The sequence below is a fragment of the Candidatus Trichorickettsia mobilis genome, from assembly GCF_963422225.1.
Taxonomy (GTDB): domain Bacteria; phylum Pseudomonadota; class Alphaproteobacteria; order Rickettsiales; family Rickettsiaceae; genus Trichorickettsia; species Trichorickettsia mobilis_B.
In genome coordinates this window covers 1,461,561-1,484,087 of the sequence record NZ_OY728607.1, presented here as the reverse complement: position 1 = coordinate 1,484,087, position 22,527 = coordinate 1,461,561, and the positions used below count along the sequence as shown (strand labels likewise).

At 34.1% G+C, this 22,527-nt stretch carries 19 protein-coding genes and 1 tRNA gene; 7 read left to right on the top strand and 13 right to left on the bottom strand.

All coding sequences use genetic code 11. The annotated features are described in order from the left end of the window. The first annotated feature begins 143 nt into the window (after nt 1-143). The gene (gene priA, locus R2I74_RS06975; RefSeq protein WP_316354855.1) at nt 144-2,096 is read left to right on the top strand and encodes a replication restart helicase PriA; all 1,953 of its coding nucleotides are present in this window, start codon (nt 144-146) and stop codon (nt 2,094-2,096) included. A gap of 167 nt (nt 2,097-2,263) precedes the next feature. Here the strand turns inward: priA and R2I74_RS06970 are convergent, their stop codons facing one another. The 4 genes from R2I74_RS06970 to R2I74_RS06955 all read right to left on the bottom strand — a co-directional run bounded on the left by R2I74_RS06970 (nt 2,264) and on the right by R2I74_RS06955 (nt 6,720). Continuing rightward, a complete protein-coding gene (locus R2I74_RS06970; protein ID WP_316354853.1) occupies nt 2,264-3,529 on the bottom strand; it encodes an MFS transporter in 1,266 nt (421 codons plus the stop codon). Nucleotides 3,530-3,542: 13 nt separating this feature from the next. After that, nucleotides 3,543-4,430 (bottom strand): FAD-dependent thymidylate synthase, encoded by an 888-nt coding sequence (thyX, locus tag R2I74_RS06965; RefSeq protein ID WP_316355347.1) that lies wholly within the window; start codon nt 4,428-4,430, stop codon nt 3,543-3,545. A 113-nt stretch (nt 4,431-4,543) separates the two neighbouring features. Next, the gene (locus R2I74_RS06960; RefSeq protein ID WP_316355345.1) at nt 4,544-5,326 is read right to left on the bottom strand and encodes a glycosyltransferase family 2 protein; all 783 of its coding nucleotides are present in this window, start codon (nt 5,324-5,326) and stop codon (nt 4,544-4,546) included. A gap of 215 nt (nt 5,327-5,541) precedes the next feature. Continuing rightward, complete coding sequence (locus tag R2I74_RS06955; protein WP_316354850.1) at nt 5,542-6,720, bottom strand: glycosyltransferase family 4 protein; 1,179 nt, start codon at nt 6,718-6,720, stop codon at nt 5,542-5,544. A gap of 19 nt (nt 6,721-6,739) precedes the next feature. Here R2I74_RS06955 and R2I74_RS06950 point away from each other — a divergent pair, with 19 nt between their 5' ends. Beyond that, nucleotides 6,740-7,513: an alpha/beta hydrolase gene (locus R2I74_RS06950; protein ID WP_316354847.1), complete on the top strand. Its 774-nt coding sequence runs from the start codon at nt 6,740-6,742 to the stop codon at nt 7,511-7,513. Nucleotides 7,514-7,592: 79 nt separating this feature from the next. On the opposite strand, the gene R2I74_RS06945 is transcribed toward R2I74_RS06950, so the two are convergent. The 6 genes from R2I74_RS06945 to R2I74_RS06920 all read right to left on the bottom strand — a co-directional run bounded on the left by R2I74_RS06945 (nt 7,593) and on the right by R2I74_RS06920 (nt 13,761). Next, nucleotides 7,593-8,072, bottom strand: coding sequence for a hypothetical protein (locus tag R2I74_RS06945; protein ID WP_316354845.1), 480 nt, complete (start codon nt 8,070-8,072; stop codon nt 7,593-7,595). A gap of 10 nt (nt 8,073-8,082) precedes the next feature. After that, a complete protein-coding gene (locus tag R2I74_RS06940) occupies nt 8,083-10,125 on the bottom strand; it encodes a protein kinase domain-containing protein (protein WP_316354843.1) in 2,043 nt (680 codons plus the stop codon). Between the two features lie 191 nt (nt 10,126-10,316). Next, on the bottom strand, nt 10,317-11,216 hold the full coding sequence (gene mreC, locus R2I74_RS06935) for a rod shape-determining protein MreC (protein ID WP_316354840.1): 900 nt from the start codon (nt 11,214-11,216) through the stop codon (nt 10,317-10,319). Nucleotides 11,217-11,219: 3 nt separating this feature from the next. After that, nucleotides 11,220-12,260 (bottom strand): rod shape-determining protein, encoded by a 1,041-nt coding sequence (locus R2I74_RS06930; protein WP_316354838.1) that lies wholly within the window; start codon nt 12,258-12,260, stop codon nt 11,220-11,222. A 299-nt stretch (nt 12,261-12,559) separates the two neighbouring features. After that, nucleotides 12,560-13,648 carry an LptF/LptG family permease gene (locus R2I74_RS06925; protein ID WP_316354836.1) on the bottom strand — a complete coding sequence of 363 codons (1,089 nt, stop codon included), beginning with the start codon at nt 13,646-13,648 and terminating at the stop codon, nt 12,560-12,562. 39 nt (nt 13,649-13,687) lie between these two features. Beyond that, nucleotides 13,688-13,761: transfer RNA gene (locus tag R2I74_RS06920), tRNA-Met, on the bottom strand. 213 nt (nt 13,762-13,974) lie between these two features. Between R2I74_RS06920 and R2I74_RS06915 the strand changes: the two genes are divergently transcribed. The 3 genes from R2I74_RS06915 (at nt 13,975) to R2I74_RS06905 (ending at nt 16,111) form a co-directional block, all read left to right on the top strand. Next, nucleotides 13,975-14,139: a hypothetical protein gene (locus tag R2I74_RS06915; RefSeq protein ID WP_316354833.1), complete on the top strand. Its 165-nt coding sequence runs from the start codon at nt 13,975-13,977 to the stop codon at nt 14,137-14,139. Nucleotides 14,140-14,303: 164 nt separating this feature from the next. Continuing rightward, a protein-coding gene (locus R2I74_RS06910) for an IS5 family transposase (protein WP_316353078.1) occupies nt 14,304-15,133 on the top strand; the annotation gives its coding sequence in 2 pieces (ribosomal slippage) (nt 14,304-14,694 and nt 14,694-15,133; 831 coding nt in all). A gap of 180 nt (nt 15,134-15,313) precedes the next feature. Continuing rightward, nucleotides 15,314-16,111: a mechanosensitive ion channel family protein gene (locus R2I74_RS06905; RefSeq protein WP_316354830.1), complete on the top strand. Its 798-nt coding sequence runs from the start codon at nt 15,314-15,316 to the stop codon at nt 16,109-16,111. A 27-nt stretch (nt 16,112-16,138) separates the two neighbouring features. On the opposite strand, the gene glmM is transcribed toward R2I74_RS06905, so the two are convergent. After that, nucleotides 16,139-17,521 (bottom strand): phosphoglucosamine mutase, encoded by a 1,383-nt coding sequence (glmM, locus tag R2I74_RS06900; RefSeq protein WP_316354826.1) that lies wholly within the window; start codon nt 17,519-17,521, stop codon nt 16,139-16,141. A 61-nt stretch (nt 17,522-17,582) separates the two neighbouring features. Between glmM and R2I74_RS06895 the strand changes: the two genes are divergently transcribed. Together R2I74_RS06895 and glmS are read left to right on the top strand one after the other, a co-directional pair. Continuing rightward, nucleotides 17,583-18,569, top strand: a complete 987-nt coding sequence (locus tag R2I74_RS06895) for a DapH/DapD/GlmU-related protein (RefSeq protein ID WP_316354823.1) — start codon at nt 17,583-17,585, stop codon at nt 18,567-18,569. A gap of 2 nt (nt 18,570-18,571) precedes the next feature. Continuing rightward, nucleotides 18,572-20,386: a glutamine--fructose-6-phosphate transaminase (isomerizing) gene (gene glmS / locus R2I74_RS06890; protein WP_316354820.1), complete on the top strand. Its 1,815-nt coding sequence runs from the start codon at nt 18,572-18,574 to the stop codon at nt 20,384-20,386. A 110-nt stretch (nt 20,387-20,496) separates the two neighbouring features. Here the strand turns inward: glmS and R2I74_RS06885 are convergent, their stop codons facing one another. After that, nucleotides 20,497-21,663 (bottom strand): mannose-1-phosphate guanylyltransferase, encoded by a 1,167-nt coding sequence (locus tag R2I74_RS06885; RefSeq protein WP_316354816.1) that lies wholly within the window; start codon nt 21,661-21,663, stop codon nt 20,497-20,499. A gap of 68 nt (nt 21,664-21,731) precedes the next feature. Next, complete coding sequence (locus R2I74_RS06880; protein ID WP_316354812.1) at nt 21,732-22,490, bottom strand: flagellar biosynthetic protein FliR; 759 nt, start codon at nt 22,488-22,490, stop codon at nt 21,732-21,734. Nucleotides 22,491-22,527 lie beyond the last annotated feature (37 nt).

Sequence of the window (22,527 nt, the reverse complement as noted above, 5' to 3'; positions counted from 1 at the left end):
AAAGTCCGTTACCTGTCATACAAAACAACCTAGGGTATATTTTTGTAGATAAGACACAACAACTTAATTAAATAGACATTAGTATGTTTAAAAATTAATTAAAAATCTTAAATCTAATTTGAATAAAATAATTTAGCACTATTATGATAATTGTCAAAATATTATTACCTCTTACCCAATTATTTCCTTTAGAGTATTTAGCACCAGAAGCATTACAGCTTATTATTGGCGATTTGGTTATAGTACCATTTAGAAACAAAATGTGTACTGGTATTGTTTGGTCAACTTCTAATATAGCCAGTAATAATACTATTGTCTTAAAAACTGTGCAGCAAAAAGCTCCTGGTGATTTTACTTTAAATTCAGGAACCATGAATTTTATTAATAAAGCTAGCAGCTATTATTTAAGCCCACTAGGGTCTATGGTCAAACTGGTTTTACCAATAGATATCTCAGTATCTCCGATAAAAACCAGACACCAGCATATCCCATCACATTTTAATTTACCAAATTTATCGACAAATCAACATGAAATTCTAGCAAAGTTAAGAATGGTCAACAAACCAACGCTTATTCATGGAGTTACCGGTTCTGGTAAAACTGAGATATATTTTCATTTAGTGGCAGAATATTTACAAGCAGGTGCGCAAACACTAATTATGCTCCCTGAAATTGCACTTAGCAACCATATTATTCAACGTTTTATCAATAGATTCGGTTTTGAACCAGTGATCTGGAATTCTTCTATTACCAAAGCGCAAAAAAAAATGTCATTAAGAGGAATTTTAGATGGTCGAGTAAGAATGGTAATTGGTGCTCGCAGTAGTTTATTTTTACCATATACAAATCTTGGCTTAATTATTGTAGATGAAGAACATGATAGTTCTTATAAGCAAGAGGAGGGAATATTATATAATGCTCGTGATATGGCAGTGTTACGTGGTAGTTTAGAAAATGCTAAAGTAGTGCTAGTATCAGCCACCCCATCAATAGAAACAATTTATAATGTACAAATTGACAAATATCATAATATACCGCTAGCAAACCGTTATTCAGGCGCCACAATACCACCTGTAGAAATTGTTGATCTGCGTAAAGAACGCTTACCATACAATAATTGGTTATCTCCTTCGCTATCTACTGCTATCCAAGAAAATTTATTAAAAAAAGAACAAACCTTATTATTTCTAAACCGCAGAGGTTATGCTCCTTTAATGTTGTGCAGTTCATGCGGCTATCGCTTTACCTGTGGATTCTGTTCATCTTGGTTGGTTGTGCATAAAAATAGCAAACATCTGGAATGCCATCATTGTGGATATATATGCAAAATTCATCTCACCTGCTTGATATGCTCTGCCGGAGACACTTTGATTGCTTGTGGTCCAGGTATTGAAAGAATCGCTGAAGAAGTGCAACATCTTTTTGGCAATTATAGAATAGCAATTGTCAGCAAAGATGAGATTACTAACTCCAATAAAATGCAAGCTCTATTGCATAAAATGGAGAATAATGAGATTGATATATTAATTGGAACCCAGATGATTACTAAAGGATATCATTTTCCTAATCTTACTTTAGTTGGAATAATAGATGCAGATTTGGGTTTGATGGGCGGAGACTTACGAGCTGCCGAACGTACTTTTCAATTATTGCATCAGGTTGGCGGGAGAGCCGGACGAGAACATAAACCAGGAAAAGTCTTGTTACAAACTTATTACCCAGATCATATTGTGTTTTCAACACTTAAAAACAATGCTGAAGAACAATTTATAGAATATGAGCTTAATAATCGTCGAGATGCAAATTTACCGCCATTTACGAAAATGGCATCTATTATTTTGACTGGCAAAAATGAACATAAAATCTTTGATTATGCAAAGCAACTAGTAGCAATTGCTCCTAAAAGTAATGTCAAAATACTAGGGCCAGCAAAAGCTATGCTCGCAAAATTATCGGGTAAATATAGATATAGAATATTAATAGTTACAGCTAAGAAATTTAATTTACAACAATATCTCAAAACCTGGTTAGGTTTAGTGAAATTTCCATCTAGTTGCCAAATACGAGTAGATATTGATCCACAAAATTTCATGTAGACGTAGTTGTTTAGATGTCATCACGAACTTGTTTCGGGATGACATCATGTGTTTAAAGATGAACATTGCGTGTCCCGGAATCTGTTGATAATTACATAAGATGCTGCTCTGGAATAGCCACGAAGTGAAATAAATTCAGCATGACTTCATAAAAATGAAACGCTAATTCAACTCAAGTAACTATAACGCTCAACTCTATTAAGACAATAAAAAATAGGTATAGTTAATCCAGCCGCTAAAGAAAAAAGTATATACCACCCTAAATAATCAGCACACCAGCCAGCTAGCAAAGAAATTAGCACTCGAAATAGCGATCCAAATGAATAAAGCACGGTAAAGCTAGTGGCTGTGCAAGATGAACGACAAAATTTAGCCAGATATGCCAGATATGCTACTGCCCCTAAACCAGAGACCAAACTTTCCAAGCCTAAAGTCAAAATTAAGCATGAAGTATTATAGCCCATATATGTCTGGACAATAAACATAGATGCCGAGATTATTTGTAGCCCGCCGTAAAGCTTGAGAGTTATATACGCATTCCAGCGATTAACCAGCAATCCTCCAGCTAAACTACCACAAATCATCATCGTGGTACCAAAAAATTTTGAGATGTTAGCATATTCTATTTTACTAAACCCTAATGCATATATGAAGGGCGCTGACATCGCATTAAGAGAAGTGTCAGCAACTTTATAAAAAAAAATAAACGCAATGATCGGAAAAAAGTATGGTTGAGATACGACGTTGTAAAAAGAATTGTAGAAAAGTCGCAGAAAAGGTCTATCAGTATTGATTTTAGGTTGTTGATTTTGAGTTCTGACCTTCGAAAAACGTTGTAATAACCAAAAAACCAAACTTCCACAAACAACTATAGCTCCCATAAAGCTATAAGCTATCGACCATGAAAAATATTCCGCTATATAAAGCGCACCAGCTCCAGAAGTTAACATGCCGGCACGAAAGCCTATAGATTCCGATGCTGCCACTATACCTGAAAGATGAGCTGGAGTTAACTCGATGCGCAAAGCATCAATTACGATATCTTGAGTAGCAGCAAAGAATGATACTAAGGCAGCAAAAAGAACGGTCACCCATAAATTATGTTGTGGGTCACTAAATCCTAACCCGATAATACTAACAGCCAACAATATATTAGATAAAATACCCCACGAATACTTAATATTCAAAAATTTAGCTAAAATAGGTAGGTTAAAATTATCAATAACCGGTGCCCATAAGGGTTTAAGGCTATATGGAGTTGTGGCAAGCATCAATATACCAATGATAGTATTGGCTATCTTTAACTCTGTTAACCAAAACGCCAAAGTAGACAATACTAAAAGAAACGGTACACCGCTAATAAACCCTAAAAATAAAAAAAGAAAAACTTCTGTTTTATATTCTATAGCCTTGAACTTTAATATATGTCTCATTCAAGAAATGATGTTAGCTTATAACCTGCAGCAATTCTTCCCATTCTCGTTTACTCATCCCGCTAGATTCCTGATTTACTTCCTCACCCTTAATCAATTTTTTGATGACAGCAATCCCTTTTCTTGATAATTTTGCTCCACATAATCCATACTCTTCGAATGCTTCATAGACAAAAGGTACCCATAATTTGACAATATCCAACATCACTGCAGCATATACTCTGATCTCATATTGTGCGTGAGCATCAGCTCTTAGAGCCAAAAAATGTAATAAATTATGTAAATTAATTTTCCAATACCATTCTGTATAATAGTTTACAGTCAAATTCATCCTAGCAAGCTCTCTAGCTAAACCGACGCTAGTTTCATCAATAATATTACCTTGCTCATCTTCATTTAACATTTCTATATAATGCTGATAACAATTCAATGCATCATTTTTTAAAGTATCAAGGATTTTATTGGCAAGCGTCGGTGGCATCTTATCGACACTTCTTCCTTGTTTATTGCTAATCGATTGAACTGAAAGATGACTAGACTCCGGTAAATAAAACTCTCTAGATAAGATAGAATATCTAGCAGAATATTCATTAACACTAGCAGTGCGATGGCGTATCCATTGTCTTGCAACAAAAATTGGTAATTTTATGTGGAATTTCATTTCACACATTTCAAACGGAGTAGTATGAAGATGACGCATTAAATAGTTAATCAAACCCTTATCCTGATTAACTTGCTTAGTACCCTTACCGTATGATACGCGTGCTGCTTGTACCACTGCGCTATCATCACCCATATAATCAATGACTCTAATAAAACCGTGATCTAACACTGGTATGGCTTGGTATAACAAATTCTCCAGAGCAGCCACTGTTGCTCTCTTGGTATATTGTGATTCCATGGAAATTACTGATTCTTCTTTATCTTGTTGCATTCTATTACTAATGATTGATTACTCGAAATACTTCTAAAACAACTTCATCGCATAATTCTGGAAACAACAAAAGCAAAATATTACTTCTTATTAAACTCCCTAGCCTTAGCTAATCTAATAAAACGTGCAAAAGCAAAAATTACCGAATCTACAAATCCATCAAAACCAAATACAAAATATCTTCTGATAAAAAATGCTTTTAAAAACCAGAAGCACATTTCAAAAATAATTCTGATTATTGCAGGATTTCTGCCAATTAATAGCATATCTTTTGCCTGTTCTGTAGAATAAAAATTGGCTTTATCAACTAGCTGAGTAATTGATGTTCCTGACCTATGAAAAGCTATAGCATTTAGATCATATACCATATTGATAGAACTAATACCATCATTGAACAATACTGCATCATGAGTAGTGGTCTTAAGTGTATTAGCAAAACTACAAAATGCACGATTATATATTCTAATAAATTTATTGGCCGGAGCAAATAATCTAGGCTTCAGATCATTACGATGAAGAATTACAAAATTAATCTGATATGCATAGTAACGATCTTGCACATTTGAGCTAAAAATAAACTCGACCTCATCTTGCAATTCTGGTGATAGCTCTTCATCTGCATCAATATTCAAGATCCACTGATGTTTACACAAACCTTCGCCAAAAGCCTTCTGTTTTACATAGCCAGGCCATTCATTAAACACCACTTGAGCACCTAATGATTCAGCAATTTTTGCAGTATCATCAGTACTACCACTATCAATAACTATGATTTCATCCACTATCTTTTTAATACTATTTATTGCATTAGTAATTCTAGATGCTTCATTCTTTACGATAATAAATCCAGAAATTTTTGCCACATATACTCCGTGATCTTTAGCTGAAGTTGAGCAGAGCCCTTGCATAATTATATAGCTTATAAATCGATAAGGTAGTATTTTTAGGCTATACCAGAGGTCTGTAGACGAAGGTCAAAATCAAGGAGTGCTAGGAGTATCAAAGTCGAGAAGCGCAGCGTATACTTAATACGTGAGCATCGCAGATCTTTAGATACGACACCGCAATCCGCAGATTTTCACCGAGTATACACCCGAGTATACAATTCGTCATATATACTCAAGGTCTTATTCAACATTGATTTAAGAGAAAAATTATCTAACACTGATTGCCTAGCATAGGCAGTTAGCTCTTTAGCCTGATTGCTCCCTAATATGGTTAAACAATGTTGAATCTTGTCTGCTAAATCATCAACATCGCTAGGCTTGACATGGTAACCACTAATGCCATCAATAATAGTTTCTGCCGCACCGCCAATATTGGTAGCTATTACTAACTTTTCCATGGACTGACCTTCAATAATTGTTCGCCCAAAAGCTTCTGGTTCAATTGAAGCAGATAGTACCAGATCTGCTATCCCGTACAACCCCAACATATCTAATTCATTACCAAATATCTGAATTTTAGTCTGTAATTTAAGTTCGGTAATGCGATCCATCACTCTTTTGGCAAACGCTGGATGCTTCGATAAATCACCTACCATTAAACAATAAAAATCCAGATGTTTAATTTTATTTAATGCTTCAATTAGATTTATATGACCTTTCCACTCGGTCATCCTTGCTGGTAATAAGATTACCGACATTGATTTGCGGACACGATATTTATTTCTAAATTTTAACAATAATTCATCGCTAATGTTAGCTTGCGTAAAATAATTCGGATCGACACCACGATATACTACTCTGATTTTATCTTCATCAATATCATAATTTTCTAAAATATGCTGTTTAACAAAGTTAGACACAGCAATAACTACCTCACCCCTAGTCATGATACTATTATAGTATTTTTTAAACATTCCTGAAATATTATAAATTCCATGAAAAGTGGTGATAAACTTAGCATTGGTCGAACGTGTTGCCATATAGCAACTCCATGCTGGAGCTCGTGATCTTGCATGCACTAGATCAACATTATAGTCTTTGATTATCTGTTCCAGATTTTTGGCATTCGCTTTAATTCTTAATGGATTTTTGCTGTCTACATCTAGCTTGATGTGAGGAATATCAAGTTCTTTTAATTGTTCTAGTAATGATCCACCTGCAGATACTACTAGTGAACCATAATTCAATTCTTTTAATTTTCTTGCTAGTTCTATTGTACCACGTTCAACTCCACCAGATACTAAAGATGGTAGTACTTGTAAGATAGTTTTTTTATGATATTCTGGATGATTATTAACCGGCAAAGACATTGCTATTCAACATGAAATTATGAAAAAAATATATAATAATGCTGATGATACTCAATTTATTGTCTATAATCAGATTAAAAGCAACCAAAAAAACACTATTACCATAATTTTTCTGCATGGTCTAATGAGTGATATGCATGGCACTAAAGCATTATACCTTGAAAACTACTGCATAAAAGCTGGATATAATTTTATTAGATTTGATAATTTTGGTCATGGTAACTCATCCGGAAATTTTACCGAACAAACTATCAGCTCCTGGATTGGTGGCCTTGAAATGATTTTAAATCAATTAGTGACAGACAACCAGATAGTTTTAATAGGTTCAAGCATGGGTGGCTGGCTTAGCCTACTTTATGCAATCAAAAATCCTCATAACTTACTTGGTATTATTTGCATAAGCGCTGCTCCAGATTTTACCGAAGAATTAATTTGGAAAAAATTACCTTTAATACAACAAACAAAGATGCAAAAAGATGGAGTATTAGAGGTTAGCGGTAACTGCTGCGACACGAAGTACCCAATTAGTTACAAACTAGTGCATGAAGCCAGAAATCATTTATTACTAGACGGAAAAACTATTGCCATTGATTGTCCAACGCATCTAATTCACGGACTAAAAGATTTAGACGTACCTTATCATATTTCAGTAAAACTTATGGAAAAAATTGCAGGTGATACTATAGTACTTAAACTCGTTAAAGATGCTGATCATCGTCTTGCACGCCCAACTGATCTAGAAATCATCGCTAATTCAATAAATGAAATTATCAATCTAAGAGGGTATAGCTAGAGTCAGATATTGACAGTTAAATTTTAATGTGAGGAAACGCAAGCAGTGACTACTAACTGACCCACGCTATAGGCAAAGCTTAATTAGGTGGTGTTTGCTCATCCACTATAATTCCCCATTCTTCACAAAGTTGCTTTTGTTTTTTCTCTAAAATACCCGCTTGTACCCTAGCTTTTGCAGAATACACTCTTACTATTAATAAAGGCATCGACATATATAAGAGCTGACCTACAAATGCAGCTCCGTATATAATCATCCATGTATCTACATCAGCAATCACTAATTTTGCCATGGTATTAATTGATGGGCTTTCCCATAATCTTATTAAATATGGCATCGCTCCTATCAAATTAAATGTACAAATCGTAGCAGAAGCACATTTATGAGTATGGCGATCAAAAAAGAGCGCAATTATCGTTGGTAACATCGCCGCAGAAAAAAATACAAAAGCATATCTTGATACCACCACTAAAAAAAGCGCAATAGCAAAAGTTATGACTTTGATAAAAGATGCTGCGAATTTGAAATTACTTTCATCAGGATTCTGTTGTTGAGCCATAATACTTAAATTATATTATTAAAATAACTGTTACAATAAAACATAGTACATAAGAAACTAGCACCGTCAATTTTTGTCCTAAGAATATAGCCCGATCAAAAATTCTATCTTCTAATTGCAAAAACTGCATTTGATTTTTAAGGCGCTGAACTTCTTTACAAGCATTATAGTAGCCATTATAATCATTAATAAACTCAGTTTGATTATTCAATCTACTAACTATCTTGGACAAATCACCAGTTGTGGCGTCTTCTGTAAGTGTAGCCGCAAGTTTTTGTTTAAATTGAATATTATGCAAATGTTCATTAAATAATTCTACCACTTTAACAGTAATAACCTTACACAAATCAGCAATTTTAATATCCGGTTCGTGTTGCTGTGCAACACTCAGAATACATAAGCCATATATCAGATGATGCTCAGAAAATTTAGGAAAATTACTAAGAATTTTAATATCAGCTTCCTGCCTAAGAGATATTTTAGCTGCTATAAAAGCAATGATATGCCTATCAATATGGAACTTATCAGGTATTTGAGCAGCAATGGCATTTAAAGTTATTAATAACTCTGATAAATTAATCACATGCTCATTTACTACAATAGGACTAAAGCAAATAGCATAAAAATTTAATGAATAAACTACACGTTCTAAACCAAATATTGGAGACACAAGTGCAAAGAACTTACTGATATTTTTTAACTCAGCATCAAGATTTGTATTAACATTCATAGCTGATAATTTATTATCACTTACTTGCCAATAACGTTCTTTTATAACCCTCACTATCTGATCTATTGCTGATCTCCTATTTCTAGCATGCAGATAATGTATGACCACCGGAATAGAAGCGGCTGATATCGCAATTCCCTCTTGCCTAATTCCACCATGTGGATCAATGACTGAAAGTAATTTGGTCAATTTCCAGGTACGTTCATTACCATGAGCAAATACTTTATTGGATTTTTCACTACCTAATAATTCCTGTAATTCCTCTGTTATAGCACTACTTACATTATGCCGTTGTACCCATTTTAATAACCTATCATCATCTACAAACTGCAAGGCCTCATCCCAGTTATTAAACATCGCATATGCTATAGACTTTAAATTACTATAATTACGACCATTAAAGGAAATAAGGTTAGTATTTTCGCTAATTTTTTCAAACAATGAGGCTTTAGGAATATACCCCGAAAGCCACTCAAATATATTTCTGGTTTGCCATCTAGCTGCAGCATTATCATTTAAAACCCATTTAAAAAAAACTCTAAAATGCTCTGAGATTTTACGTTTACCTACCAACAATCTAAAAGTTGTGTGTTCAAAACGGTCTTCATTAAATGTATAAGCATTTTCATAATCAATCCACGGCTGTTTTCCTGTTAGAGCATAAAACACCGTAACTCCCAATGAATAGATATCAGCCGCTACGCCGTATATTGAACGACCAGCTTCAGTGCATTCAACAAGCTCAGGAGCAACATAACAACCAGTTTGGTAAAAATGGGGATACGATATAATTGGCTCTCGTAATAAAAATTGTCCATCATCTAACATAATTATATTAGATGGATGAATATTTCCGCATGGTATATTCATCCTCTCACATTGACTAATTAATGTAGTAAAACTACTAATAAAGCGATTCTCAATCTGATCTACTGATAATGGATCATACTGCTCCAGATGGTTAGCCAAACTATTCTTAAAATTATATTGTTCAACTATTGCCACTAAATTATAAGATTTGGTATAAGATATTTTAACTATGGAATATGTAATTAGTTTATTTAAGCCCTCAAAATTGGAAGTCTTGAGTATTTGAAAAATATCTAAATTTGGGATAAAATTCTTTTCAAAAACGATGGCAAAATATTCTTGCTCATTTTCTATGTTAGTTGCTTTGTAATACCGACAAAATTCATTATTTAGCTCATGTACCGGATCACCTATATTAATCTGATATAACCCTTCAACTAAATCTTCTTGCAGACTTTTTGGGATAATAATCTGACTACGAAAATTTATCGCTATTGCTTCCTGATCTTTCATACAACAACCCCAGGGTCAAGAAATATTTGAATTCTAAAAAACATGAATATTACTAAATTTTTAATAAATTATATCTAAATTGCTAGAAATTGTTTAAGTGAAAGTGATTGTTTAATATTTCGCAACACTTGCCTTCTGCCTAACTAAAACGAAAACTATTTAATAAACTAAACCAAATGTAATGAGGTCTATTACTCCTTTAAAATTGGATTGGCATCACCACCAGAAGATTGTAATAGAAGCTCACCTTTAGAGCGCCTAGAATATATTGTAACAAAATCAGTTTTCTGTAAATTCACCGCTGATTCTACCATAACCCTTCCTTGTTTTATCGCAGCTATTTTAGCCACCACAATTCCTGGTGGGTAGACAGCTCCATCACCAGATGTCACTACCTTTTCATCTTTTTGAATAATATGATTATTTTGTAGATATACCATATTAATTCGACCGTTACTTCCAGCTAAGATACCTCTCTCTCTTGAGATTGAGCTAACTACTGGAATTCTTGAATCAGCATCACTTATTAATATTACTTTTGCATAATTATCACTCACATCCACAACTCTACCAATCAACCACTCCCCATTTGTGACTATCTGATCAAGCTCTATACCATGACTCCGCCCCGCTCCTACCACTGCTGTATGACTAAACGGAGTAAGTGATACAGTAAGTAACCTAGCTGTAGTGTAGGGATATTCAATATCTTTTACAACTGAGAGCAACTTTCTTAATATCACATTTTCAATTCGTATTGATTGCATGTCACTTTGTTGTGTCTTTAGCCTAGCAATCTCCAATTTTAATTCTATGTTTTCTGATTCAATATCATTTAAGTATTTTATCTTACTTGTAATTGTATTAATTTGATTTATCACCTGCTCATATAACATTAGACTAACCGATATACAACGCCCAGTAGCTTCTAACGCAATATTAGATAAACTTTTGGTTTCAGCAAAATATAACAAATGTATTGATAAAACAATAAATATTATGATATTAAGACGTTTTATCATCATTATACCAAATTGAACAAACTCAAATAAATTATTTGTAGACCTAGTTCTGTTTGCAAGTATTGCCATAATTTATTCTTGTTTAAATAATACATGCTTAAATTTAGAAAATTCTTCAAGCACTCTCCCAGTACCAAGTGCCACACAAAACAAAGGCTGGTCTGCTACAAACACAGGTAGTTTTGTTGCCTCCGTTAACACATGATCCAAATTGTGCAATAATGCTCCTCCCCCAGTTAGGATGATACCTTTATCGGCAATATCAGAAGATAATTCAGGTGGTGTGCATTCTAACGCCATTTTTACTGCTTCTATAATCTGACTGATAGGCTCAACTAAACTTTCTGCTATTTGCTGAGAATTTAATGTCATTTCTTTAGGTATGCCATTAATTAAGTCACGCCCCTTAATTTCCATACTTTTTTGTTCTAATTCAGGATTAACATATGCTGTACCAATATGTTTTTTTATCCTTTCTGCCGTGGCATCACCAATTAATAGATTATAGTGCCTTCTAATATATGAAATAATGGATTCATCCATTTTATCACCACCAACACGCACTGATCTTGCATATACTATACCACCTAAGGATACCACCGCCACTTCTGTGGTACCACCACCGATATCTACCACCATTGAACCAGTAGGATCAGTTACCGGCAAACCAGCACCAATAGCTGCCGCCATAGGTTCTTCAACCAAAAATACCTCTCGTGCCCCAGCAGCTTCAGCAGCTTCCTGGATCGCCCTACGCTCGACTGGAGTAGATCCAGACGGCACACAAATAATAATCATTGGGCCAGTAAAAGCTCTTCTGTTATGTATAGTTCTAATAAAATACTTTAACATCTCTTCTGCACCCTTAAAATCAGCTATCACCCCATCTTTGAGTGGGCGTTTAGCTTCAATATCAGCAGGAGTACGACCTAACATCATTTTTGCTTCATTACCAAAGGCATATGGTTTAAAAGTACCATCCTTTTTAATTAACGCCACTACCGATGGCTCGTTTAGCACTATGCCTTTACCTTTGACATATACTAAAGTATTAGCAGTACCAAGATCTATTGCCATATCAGACGAAAAAAGACCTCGTAATTTTAAAAACATCTTATATATCTCCGTATTCATTAAAAGAGGTTAGAAGCTGCATGCTCTATAATTCACGAATTATGCTAGGTTGAGAGTTATAGTCAATTCTAGAACTTGGTGCATTGTTATTCGTATATCGTCATTGCTAGCTGACCTCCATAACTGTCCAATGTCATCCTGGCTCAAGGCTGGGATGACATTAGTATTTTTAATCCAACTTCGGACAGTTATGAGCTTTAGCTTTGACGATCGATTAGAGCATCAACTTATCCAATTTGAGCGTATGACACGCCAACGGCTTCAGTTAAACGAGTATATCAAGCTTCGTATAAATGTAAAATAATAAAGCTCCCAATAAATATCACTAAACAAATAGGCAATAATACAGCAAGAAGAGGCTTAAGCCCATTATAAGCCAATATTCGTAATATAATTTCCATCGCAACATAAGCTGTAAAACCCAGCAAAACCCCATTTATCACCATTCTTTTATGAGAATTATCTCGTGTTCTCAAACTCAGGAAGCAACATGATAAAATTGCAGTAGCTGCCATCATTAATGGCTTAAATAATTGTTTATAATAATGTAATTGATAATTAACAACTGGCAATCCCGCCTTCAACAAAGTGTTAATTACTGTTGGCAATTCCCAAAATGAGATCATTTCAGGAGCGATAAAACTATTGATTAAGCTATTCATCGATAAGCTTGTTGGAATTACAAGATTTGCATAAGTTTCAGTGGTATTATCGGTAATTACTTTTGGTTCCGTTAATTGGAATACATTATTATCTAATTTAACACGAGGAGTGTCTATTCTTTTAATAAAACGATTTTTATCATCGACAAATAACATTATTACATCATGCATTTCATGAGTTGTTGGGTTAAGTGATTTAGTTTGAATAATTCGATTGGAATTATCATATTCTTCAAAAAAGAAAATACCAAATTGTGAGATAGTGAGATTATTATATTTTTTCTTAGTCAATTTTGTTTCTACCTGCTCGTATTTCATGAGTCCATATATTCCCAACGGATTTATTACTGTTATAATGAATATACCTAATAAAAACGTTGCCATCACTGGAATCAACAGCAACCGCCATAACGGTATACCATTACACAAAATAATTACTAATTCATTGTGTTTAGTTATCCTTCTTAAAAAGAAAAGCATAGCAATAAAACTTATTAATACTGAGATCTCATTGATAAAGTAAGGTATTTTATATAGCATTAATCGCCAAAATAATGGAGATGGTATGTAAGTTGATTTAAATCTTTGGAGTATATCAAAAGCATTTGATAACAGTAACATACCTACCAAAATACTACTGATTATACCAAATGACCTATAATATAATTGGAAAATATAGAAAGATAGCGTTCTATAATTGAACATGTACTGCAAATTAATTTAAGTGGTAAGTAACTTAAGCGGTGGGTCCGGCAGGACTTGAACCTGCGACAACACCGTTATGAGCGGTGCGTTCTAACCAACTGAACTACAGACCCTTAGTTTTTTTGAAGACTTTTCAACTTATATAATTATTATATTTGTAAGTCCAGAAAAATTTGTTGTACTACAATTTATGTTTTTCGTTTTTCACTATAGTTATTTAAGTTGAATTAGCATAATCATCTTAAACTGATGTCATCCTGAACACACAAAGAAGTAATAAAATATCATAATGTTCCTATTGCTAACTTATTACCTTAGCTAACAGAATGGCTCATAACCGTCCTAATAATCCTCACGATCCTGTCTATCAGCCGCAAACATCTAATGGAAAGATTATTAGAATGGAGAGCCATTATGCACGGGTTTTAGGTAGCTCAAACAGTATCCAGGCTATTAATGCTGGAGCAAGATTGCTGCTTAAAACGCCTTAGCAGATAATGTATCTCCATATCATTGCTGTGGGGTTTACACCAAAATATCAAAATTTGATCTGATAGAAGGATTATATTGTTTACCTTAATGCTTTTCAGAATAGACCTCTTTCGAAACTGGACTAAATATGCTATAAAGTCGAATTTACTTAATTTAGAACTATATGAGATATAAAAATTTAAGCATTTTATCGGAAGAGCATTTTAGAAGATTAACTGGGGTAAGAAATAGTACATTCGAAAAGATGGTAGGGATTTTAAAGACAGAGAAACAAATAAATAGGAGGTACCAAGGTGGCAGAAGAGCTAGTCTTAGTATGGAAGACAGCCTATTAATGACACTTGAATATTTAAGGGAATACCGTACCTATTTTCATATAGCTAAGAATTATGGGGTTAGCGAAAGCAGTGCATTTAAAACAATTCGTTTTGTTGAAGACACTCTAATAAAACATCCGGATTTTGCTCTTCCAGGTAAGAAGGCTCTAGTTAAAAGCGGTATGGAGTATGAATTAGTTTTAATAGATGCTACAGAAAGCCCTATAGAGCGACCCCAAAAAAACAGAAATACTATTACTCAGGTAAAAAGAAAAGACATACGTTAAAGACTCAAATAGTAGTAGATAAGAAAAGCAAACGAGTCATATGCACTTCTTTTTCCAATGGTAAGCGTCATGATTTTAAATTATTTAAAGAATCAAGAACCCATATACTGCCTGAGGTTAAAGTGATTACTGATACTGGTTATCAAGGCTTACAGAAGATTCATACAAATTCTGAGCTACCAAAGAAAAAGAGTAAAAAGAATGCTTTAACCAAAGAAGATAAGAAAAATAATAGAAGTTTAGCAAGTGACAGAGTATTAAATGAAAATGTTATAGGTATGTTAAAGCGTTTTAAAATAATTGCTGATAAATATCGAAATAGACGCAAAAGATTTGGTCTTAGGTTCAATTTAATTGCTGGTTTATATAATTGGGATCTTGGTAAATGAGTTTCGAAAGAGGTCTAATATAGTGAATTCGGAGAACATCATTAATAAAAACAAGTAATCCAAAACATTATGGAAGAAGCGTATAATATTCTGAATCTTGTTGGCAAGATTTTACATGAAATTTGGCACTATACTTTACTAACAATATCAGGCAATAGCGTCAGAGTATCTAACATAATCATGGCAATAGCTCTTGTTCTGGGCGGACTTAAATATTCTAGATATTTTTCAAAATATGTAAAAGATTGTATAAAATCTAAAATTAATGCCGATAAAGATGCAGCCAATGCTATTGAGAAACTTATACTATACATAGCATTATGCGTTTATGCCGTAACAATTTTAGAAATTGCCCATGTTCCACTCAAGACTTTTGCATTTATAGGCGGTGCACTTGCAATAGGTATTGGTCTCGGTGCCCAATCAATAATCGGCAACTTTATCAGCAGCTTGATCATCATGATCGAGCGGCCTTTGAAAATAGGAGATATAGTTGAAATGGAAGGAGTGCTTGGTACTGTGACTTCAGTAGGAGCACGCTGTGTTGTACTAAATACATTTTCCAACGTTGAAGTATTAGTGCCAAACAGTAAGCTTATGCAAAACAGTCTAGTAAATTGGACATTAACTGATAGTTCAATAAAGCATCAAGTAGAGATTTCTACTCCAAAAACAAGTGAATTTAATTATCAAGAATTTATCAAAACTCTTAAAACAGTAATAGATAGCTTAGAATTTGCTCATCAACACACTGATGAGACAGAAATATATCTTACCAAAATAGATAGTCACCAATTTACATTCTTAATTAATTTTTATTGCAATATAGCGCAATTTCAGAATCCAGAATATGTAAAGGGAACGCTAAATATAGCTTTATTAGAACATCTCAAAGATTACGAATTTACCGTTATCTACCCAAAAATTGTAGAATTAAAACCTTTGTCTGACAAAAGCGATAAAACTCCAGGAGACTAAGTTATAGAACCGATAGTGTGAGGAAAACTAATCAAGCTTTAATTCTTTCTCAACTTCAATTCGGATATTTGATAATAGATTTTTTGCAAGCGCTGGATCGATGCTTTCAACCATTAAGCGGATAATTGGTTCAGTGCCAGATTTACGTATTATAATCCTGGCTTCTTTGGCGTAAATTTCTTGGTACAATCTGGTGATATTCTCTATCTTGTCTTTGCAAATAAGATTTTGTTGTCCATAATATTTATGATCATAATATATATTATGAGTAAATTGAGGTACCGGAGTGAATTTATTGAGAACCTGACTAATTGGAATATTTTGCGCAATTTTATACATTGCTAGCACTTGCAGAGCTACCTTAATACCATCACCTGTAGCTTCGTTTGAACCAATGATAATATGACCAGATTGTTCACCACCTAAATTGCACCCAAGTTCACGCATTTTTTGAACTACATGCTTATCTCCAACATTTGTTCGCACAAGACTAATACCAATGGTGCTTAAATACAGCTCAAGCCCCATATTTGACATAATTGTGGTCACCACCGTATTATTTTTTAACCCATTATCCATAGTCGATAAATAACCGGCAAGCGCTGCAATGATCTGATCCCCATCTATAGCTTGTCCATTCTCATCGATTATTAAAATCCGGTCAGCATCTCCATCCAACGCAATGCCTAAATCTGCCTTATGCTCTACTACCTTTCTAGCCAGCTCTTTTGAATCCAAAACACCACATTGGTGATTTATGTTAAAGCCATTGGGGTTAATGCCACAAGTAATTACTTCCGCTCCAAGTTCATGAAATACTTTGGGAGCGACATCATAAGCAGCTCCATTGGCGCAATCAACTACTATCTTAATACCATCTAACTTATGAATATGTGGAAATGAATATTTCACGTGCTCGATATAACGACCACGTGCATCTTCTAGTTTTACCGCCTTGCCCAAATCATTATAATGCGCCACATACTCTGATAAATCAGTAGACATTAGTTGTTCGATCTTATTTTCTAATGCTGCATCTATTTTATAACCAGATGAGTCAAAGAACTTAACTCCATTATCATAATATGGGTTATGTGATGCTGAGATCATCATCCCTAAATCTGCTCGCAAACTTCTGATCAACATTGATATGGCTGGAGTAGGGATCGGTCCTACCAACACTATGTTAACTCCCATTGAAATAAATCCGGAAGTTAAGGCGAATTCTAGCATATAACCTGACAGTCTGGTGTCTTTTCCAATGACTATAGTAGGTTTAGTTGGTCTTTTTTCTGAAAAATCACAAGCTACAGCTGTTGCCATCGCAAGTTTAATCATGATTTCCGGAGTAATGATGTTAGTATTACTCCTACCTCTGATTCCGTCAGTACCAAAATATTTCTTTTGCATTATCACTGCACCTTATCTAAAATGATATACTCATTAGGCATTGCATTTTATATTATTATTGATGAGTAATACAGTTTTTTTCATAGATACGGAATATAGCAATCAAATGATTGCGTCAAGACCAATAAAGCAATATGCTGTGGATAATATTACTAATTATTTAGTTGCTACCACAATATCTCCTCATAGTATAGTCCTTGTGAAATCTAACTTAATTGGGTTAACCGATGAAATTATTGATCAGTTCATAAAGCAAAAGGCCACACAGGAAATTCTAGTAGGAACATTAGCAAATGTTGCGTGTATAATCGGAATTAGCGGCAAATTACTAAGCACGTTCTTGCCTAATAGCCAATCTTTTGATGATGCCGTTAACAGTGAATCAGTCTATGATCTCAGCCCTTATCCTCTAACATTACTAAATAATATGACCAAAATTGTTGCGTTTGAACAGGAAATACAAAATAAATTACGACAAAGTGCGATTGATAAAGGAGTGTTCTTACAAGATCCGGCTACTACTTATCTAGCATTTGATACTGAATTTGGCAACAAGGTATTAGTTGAACCCAATGTTTATTTCGGTACTAACGTTAAGCTACATGATCATGTGCATATTAGAGCTTTCTCTTACCTAGAAAAAGTAGAAATAGAAAGTGGTGCAAAAATAGGACCTTTCGTTCGAATACGTGGTGACAGTAGGATTGGAAATAATGTTAAAATAGGTAATTTTGTTGAAATAAAAAATTCTATACTCGATACCGCAAGCAAAGCAGGCCACCTATCATATATTGGAGATAGCATCATTGGCAAGAATGTTAATATTGGTGCTGGTGTTGTTACCTGTAATTACGACGGTTTTAAGAAACACCAAACTATAATCGCAGACGATACGTTTGTCGGCTCAAACAGTTCATTAATTGCCCCAATAACTATCGGCACTAACTCGTTTATAGGAGCAGGTTCATTTATTAATCAGAATGTTCCGAATAACACTTTTGCAAGTGGCCGTAGCAGGCAACAGATGAAACCAAATCGGAGAAAATAAATATGTGTGGGATTATTGCTGGTATTAGTATTAATAATATTTCACCAATTTTAGTCAGTGGTTTGGAAAAATTAGAATATAGAGGCTATGATAGTGCGGGTATAGCTGTGCTAATCAATAATAAACCTCTTATACATACAGTCAAAACTGTCGGTAAAGTTAATGTTTTAAAAAAGCTACTCTCCTCCAAAAAAGAATTAAATAGTCATATTGGTATTGGTCATACCAGATGGGCAACTCATGGAGTACCAAGTGTAGAGAATGCTCATCCACATGGAACAGAACGAGTGGCTATAGTCCATAATGGTATTATTGAGAACTATAGCCAACTAAAGCAGGAATTACAGCACCTAGGCTACCAATTTAAGTCCGATACTGACACTGAAGTTGTTGCCAACCTCCTTGATTATTACCTGACATTAGATGTTGATGCTGAGGCTGCTGCTCATCAAACTATCAGTAGATTAGAAGGCTCGTTTGCGGTGGTTTTTATGTTTAGAGATAGTCAATTTCTATTTGCAACCAGCAAAAAAAATTCATTGATATTAGGCCTAGCTGATCATGGTACTTATATTGCCTCTGATGTCATAGCATTTGGTAATATGGTTAGCGATGTTATTTATCTGGAAGATGGCGATAAAGTGATAGTCAAACTAGACTCTTATTATATTTTTGATCAAGATCAAAACATAGTTAAGCGCACTACCAATAAATCATTGCTGCTTGATGAAATATCCAAAAAAGATTACCCTCATTTTATGCTTAAAGAAATACACGAGCAACCAATAGTATTAACCAGAACCATAGATAGATATTTAAAAGAAAAAGGATTGTTTGCTTTAGACATCGATTGGCAGCATGTTGATCGTATTAAAATACTAGCATGTGGTACTGCGTATTATTCAGGATTAGTGGCTAAATACTGGCTAGAAGAATTAACTGATATTAATGTTGACCTGGAAATTGCGTCTGAATATAGGTATCGTGCGGTAGCTAGTAACAAAAATGGTGTCACAATAGTTATTTCACAATCAGGAGAAACGCTAGATACACTCGAAGCACTTAGAAAAGCAAAAGCTGATGGACAAACTATCATCGCAATCACCAATGTAGAAAAAAGCTCGATTGCACGAATATCAGATTATGTATTACCAATAATGGTTGGCGCTGAAATCGGCGTTGCTTCGACTAAAGCCTTTTTAGGACAATTAATGGTGCTAGCTAGCTTAAGCCTGGATATAGGAGTAAAGATTGGTAATCTTACTAGCCATAAATTTGAAACTCTAACAGCACTATTATTATCAGTTCCAACAATGATCAAAGAAATTTTGTTGCAATGTGACGATATTAAAAATATCGCCATGCAAATTAAAGATTTTAAAAGTGCTTTATTTATTGCTAGAGGTAATTTATACCCTATTGCTCTTGAAGGTTCGCTAAAAATGAAAGAATTATCATATATCTACGCCGAAGGCTATGCTGGCGGCGAATTAAAACATGGTGCAATGGCGCTAATTGACAATAACATGCCGGTAATCGCTTTAATGCCTCATCAGACTTTGTTTGATAAAATGTTTTCTAATCTACAGGAAGTAATTGCCCGAGGAGCAAAAGTATTATCTATCGTAAGCAAAAGTGATGCAGATAAAGTACGCGACTATTCTACTTGGATATTACCAATTCCTGACTGCGATCAATTTATTGCGCCCATGATTTATACTATACCATTGCAACTACTGGCGTATTATACCGCCGACTTAAATGGAAATGATATAGACCAACCTCGTAATCTGGCAAAAAGCGTTACTGTAGAATAACCTATATGTGAGCCAGTTCCAGCCGTCTTGCTTGAGGGAGCTTCGCTCCATCAGCTCAGGCGTGGAAACGAGAGTTTTTTGCAATTTCAAATTTTAATTGGCAACTCACGTTATGAACTAACTTTTTTGGATTTTTTCTTTTTTAGCTTAGGTTTTAGATCACATATATTCTGAGTAAGATGTCTAGATAATAATTGGCCAGTATAACCTATGGCTTCTACTCTTCCTAAATCGTCTAGATGAGCTACTAGTTCACTAATATCATCGACTTTAGATTTATTAGCGACTAGCACCCCATCTTCAGTATTAATAACGATAACATTATCAAGACCTATAACAGCTGTTAATTTCTTGCCAGTACTAATATATGAATTTGTAACTGAACGCGCGAATACATCTCCTTCAAAATAATTATTACATTCATCTTTAGTACTGCTACGCCATAATGAGTACCAACTACCCATATCCTTCCATAAAAACTCCGCTTGAACCATAATCATCTGATCTAAATGTTCTATAATAGCATAATCAACCGATATTGGCTTAATGAGATTATAGTAGTCCTTATTTAGCCTAATAAAATCTTTATCTTCAACCGAGCTGACAAAAGAATTATACACTTGTTCAAAAAGGATTAATTGATGCTTCCTGGCTTCTTTAAGCAAAAAATCAACTTTAAAAATAAAAATCCCCAAATTCCAAAAATAACTACCATGCCCCAAAGTAGTCATCGCAAAATAAGCTAAGGCCGTATCTAAATTAGGCTTCTCAACAAATTTCTCTACTATAAATGTGTTAGCATCTATTTGATTTTTGGTTTTTATATATCCATACCCTATATTGGATGATTCTGGTTTAATACCAATAATACATATGCCCAAAGTGCTGACACATTCTAGTGATTTGTTAATGACTGAGATATAGTCTTCTTCACTAGAAATCCAATGATCTGATGGCAATAACATTACCATATCATACCCTGCCTGCTTAGCACTTAATGCTGCTATGATCGCACATGGAGCAGTATTTTTTGATGATGGTTCAGTAATAATGTCAGCTTCTATATTTATTTCTTGTACTTGTTCTGCTGCAATAAATCGATGATTCTCTCCAACAATTATTGTTGGCTTTCCAAATATTTGATTCCTCAGTAATGTTCTTTGTAACAAACTGATTCTATCAAAAATCTTAATAAACTGTTTGGGATAAAGTTGACGTGATAAAGGCCATAACCTAGCACCAACACCACCAGCCATAATCACTGGCTTAATTTTCATAGGCTTATACAACTAATAATATATAATAATATAGGCAGCATGATAAGTTGCCCATAGTATTTGTCAAGTTAAAAGCTTGTTAAGCCCAAGGTCATTTGTACTGAAGTTACTATTTTTTCAACTAACGTCTCCATTACCAAATATAGAATTGCAAACATTAGTAAAACTTGAGCTGGAGTAAGAATAAAAAATACTTGTAAATTTGGCATCAACCTGGATAATATCCCAGCGCCTACAAGTAAAACCATGCCTAATAATAAGAATGGTGAAGAGATTTTAAAGGCTAAAATAAAACTATCATTCACAACATGTGTTACAAATTTACTCATGTCCGATATCTCTAATAATTCACCTGGAGGAAATCTAGTATAACTATCTAAAATTGCTTGAATAAATAAATAGTGAGTATCAGTAATAAATATATATACAGTGGTTGATATTATTAATACATTACCAAATATTGCTACTTGCGAACGTTGTCCTGGATCAAAAAATGTGGCCGCTCCAAGTCCTGACTGCATAGAAATAATCTGCCCTATGGTATGTAAGGATAAAAAATAACATTTAGCACCAATAGTTATAATCAAACCGATCACTACTTCAATGAAAAACAAACTGACATTATATAGCAAATTCTCTGAATATGCTGGTAATGATGACAAGATCAACGGATATAAAACAAAAGTTACCATAATCGCAATAGCAAGTCGTCCTCTCATAAAAACATTATGATCACCAAGAGCTGGAAACATCATAAAAGCTGTGCCGAGCCTTGCAAAAATCAGCATAAATTTAAAAATAAATTCAGTGGTTACTTCTTCTAACATATATATTTAGTTATTTGAGTTGAATTAGCGTTAGCAA

What these genes read in the sequence shown, in the direction of transcription:
- priA (WP_316354855.1), top strand. Translation starts at nt 144, where the DNA reads ATGATAATTGTCAAAATATTATTACCTCTTACCCAATTATTTCCTTTA.
- R2I74_RS06970 (WP_316354853.1), bottom strand. Translation starts at nt 3,529, where the DNA reads ATGAGACATATATTAAAGTTCAAGGCTATAGAATATAAAACAGAAGTT.
- thyX (WP_316355347.1), bottom strand. Translation starts at nt 4,430, where the DNA reads ATGGAATCACAATATACCAAGAGAGCAACAGTGGCTGCTCTGGAGAAT.
- R2I74_RS06955 (WP_316354850.1), bottom strand. Translation starts at nt 6,720, where the DNA reads ATGTCTTTGCCGGTTAATAATCATCCAGAATATCATAAAAAAACTATC.
- R2I74_RS06950 (WP_316354847.1), top strand. Translation starts at nt 6,740, where the DNA reads ATGAAAAAAATATATAATAATGCTGATGATACTCAATTTATTGTCTAT.
- R2I74_RS06945 (WP_316354845.1), bottom strand. Translation starts at nt 8,072, where the DNA reads ATGGCTCAACAACAGAATCCTGATGAAAGTAATTTCAAATTCGCAGCA.
- R2I74_RS06940 (WP_316354843.1), bottom strand. Translation starts at nt 10,125, where the DNA reads ATGAAAGATCAGGAAGCAATAGCGATAAATTTTCGTAGTCAGATTATT.
- mreC (WP_316354840.1), bottom strand. Translation starts at nt 11,216, where the DNA reads ATGGCAATACTTGCAAACAGAACTAGGTCTACAAATAATTTATTTGAG.
- R2I74_RS06930 (WP_316354838.1), bottom strand. Translation starts at nt 12,260, where the DNA reads ATGTTTTTAAAATTACGAGGTCTTTTTTCGTCTGATATGGCAATAGAT.
- R2I74_RS06925 (WP_316354836.1), bottom strand. Translation starts at nt 13,648, where the DNA reads ATGTTCAATTATAGAACGCTATCTTTCTATATTTTCCAATTATATTAT.
- R2I74_RS06915 (WP_316354833.1), top strand. Translation starts at nt 13,975, where the DNA reads ATGGCTCATAACCGTCCTAATAATCCTCACGATCCTGTCTATCAGCCG.
- R2I74_RS06905 (WP_316354830.1), top strand. Translation starts at nt 15,314, where the DNA reads ATGGCAATAGCTCTTGTTCTGGGCGGACTTAAATATTCTAGATATTTT.
- glmM (WP_316354826.1), bottom strand. Translation starts at nt 17,521, where the DNA reads ATGCAAAAGAAATATTTTGGTACTGACGGAATCAGAGGTAGGAGTAAT.
- R2I74_RS06895 (WP_316354823.1), top strand. Translation starts at nt 17,583, where the DNA reads ATGAGTAATACAGTTTTTTTCATAGATACGGAATATAGCAATCAAATG.
- glmS (WP_316354820.1), top strand. Translation starts at nt 18,572, where the DNA reads ATGTGTGGGATTATTGCTGGTATTAGTATTAATAATATTTCACCAATT.
- R2I74_RS06885 (WP_316354816.1), bottom strand. Translation starts at nt 21,663, where the DNA reads ATGAAAATTAAGCCAGTGATTATGGCTGGTGGTGTTGGTGCTAGGTTA.
- R2I74_RS06880 (WP_316354812.1), bottom strand. Translation starts at nt 22,490, where the DNA reads ATGTTAGAAGAAGTAACCACTGAATTTATTTTTAAATTTATGCTGATT.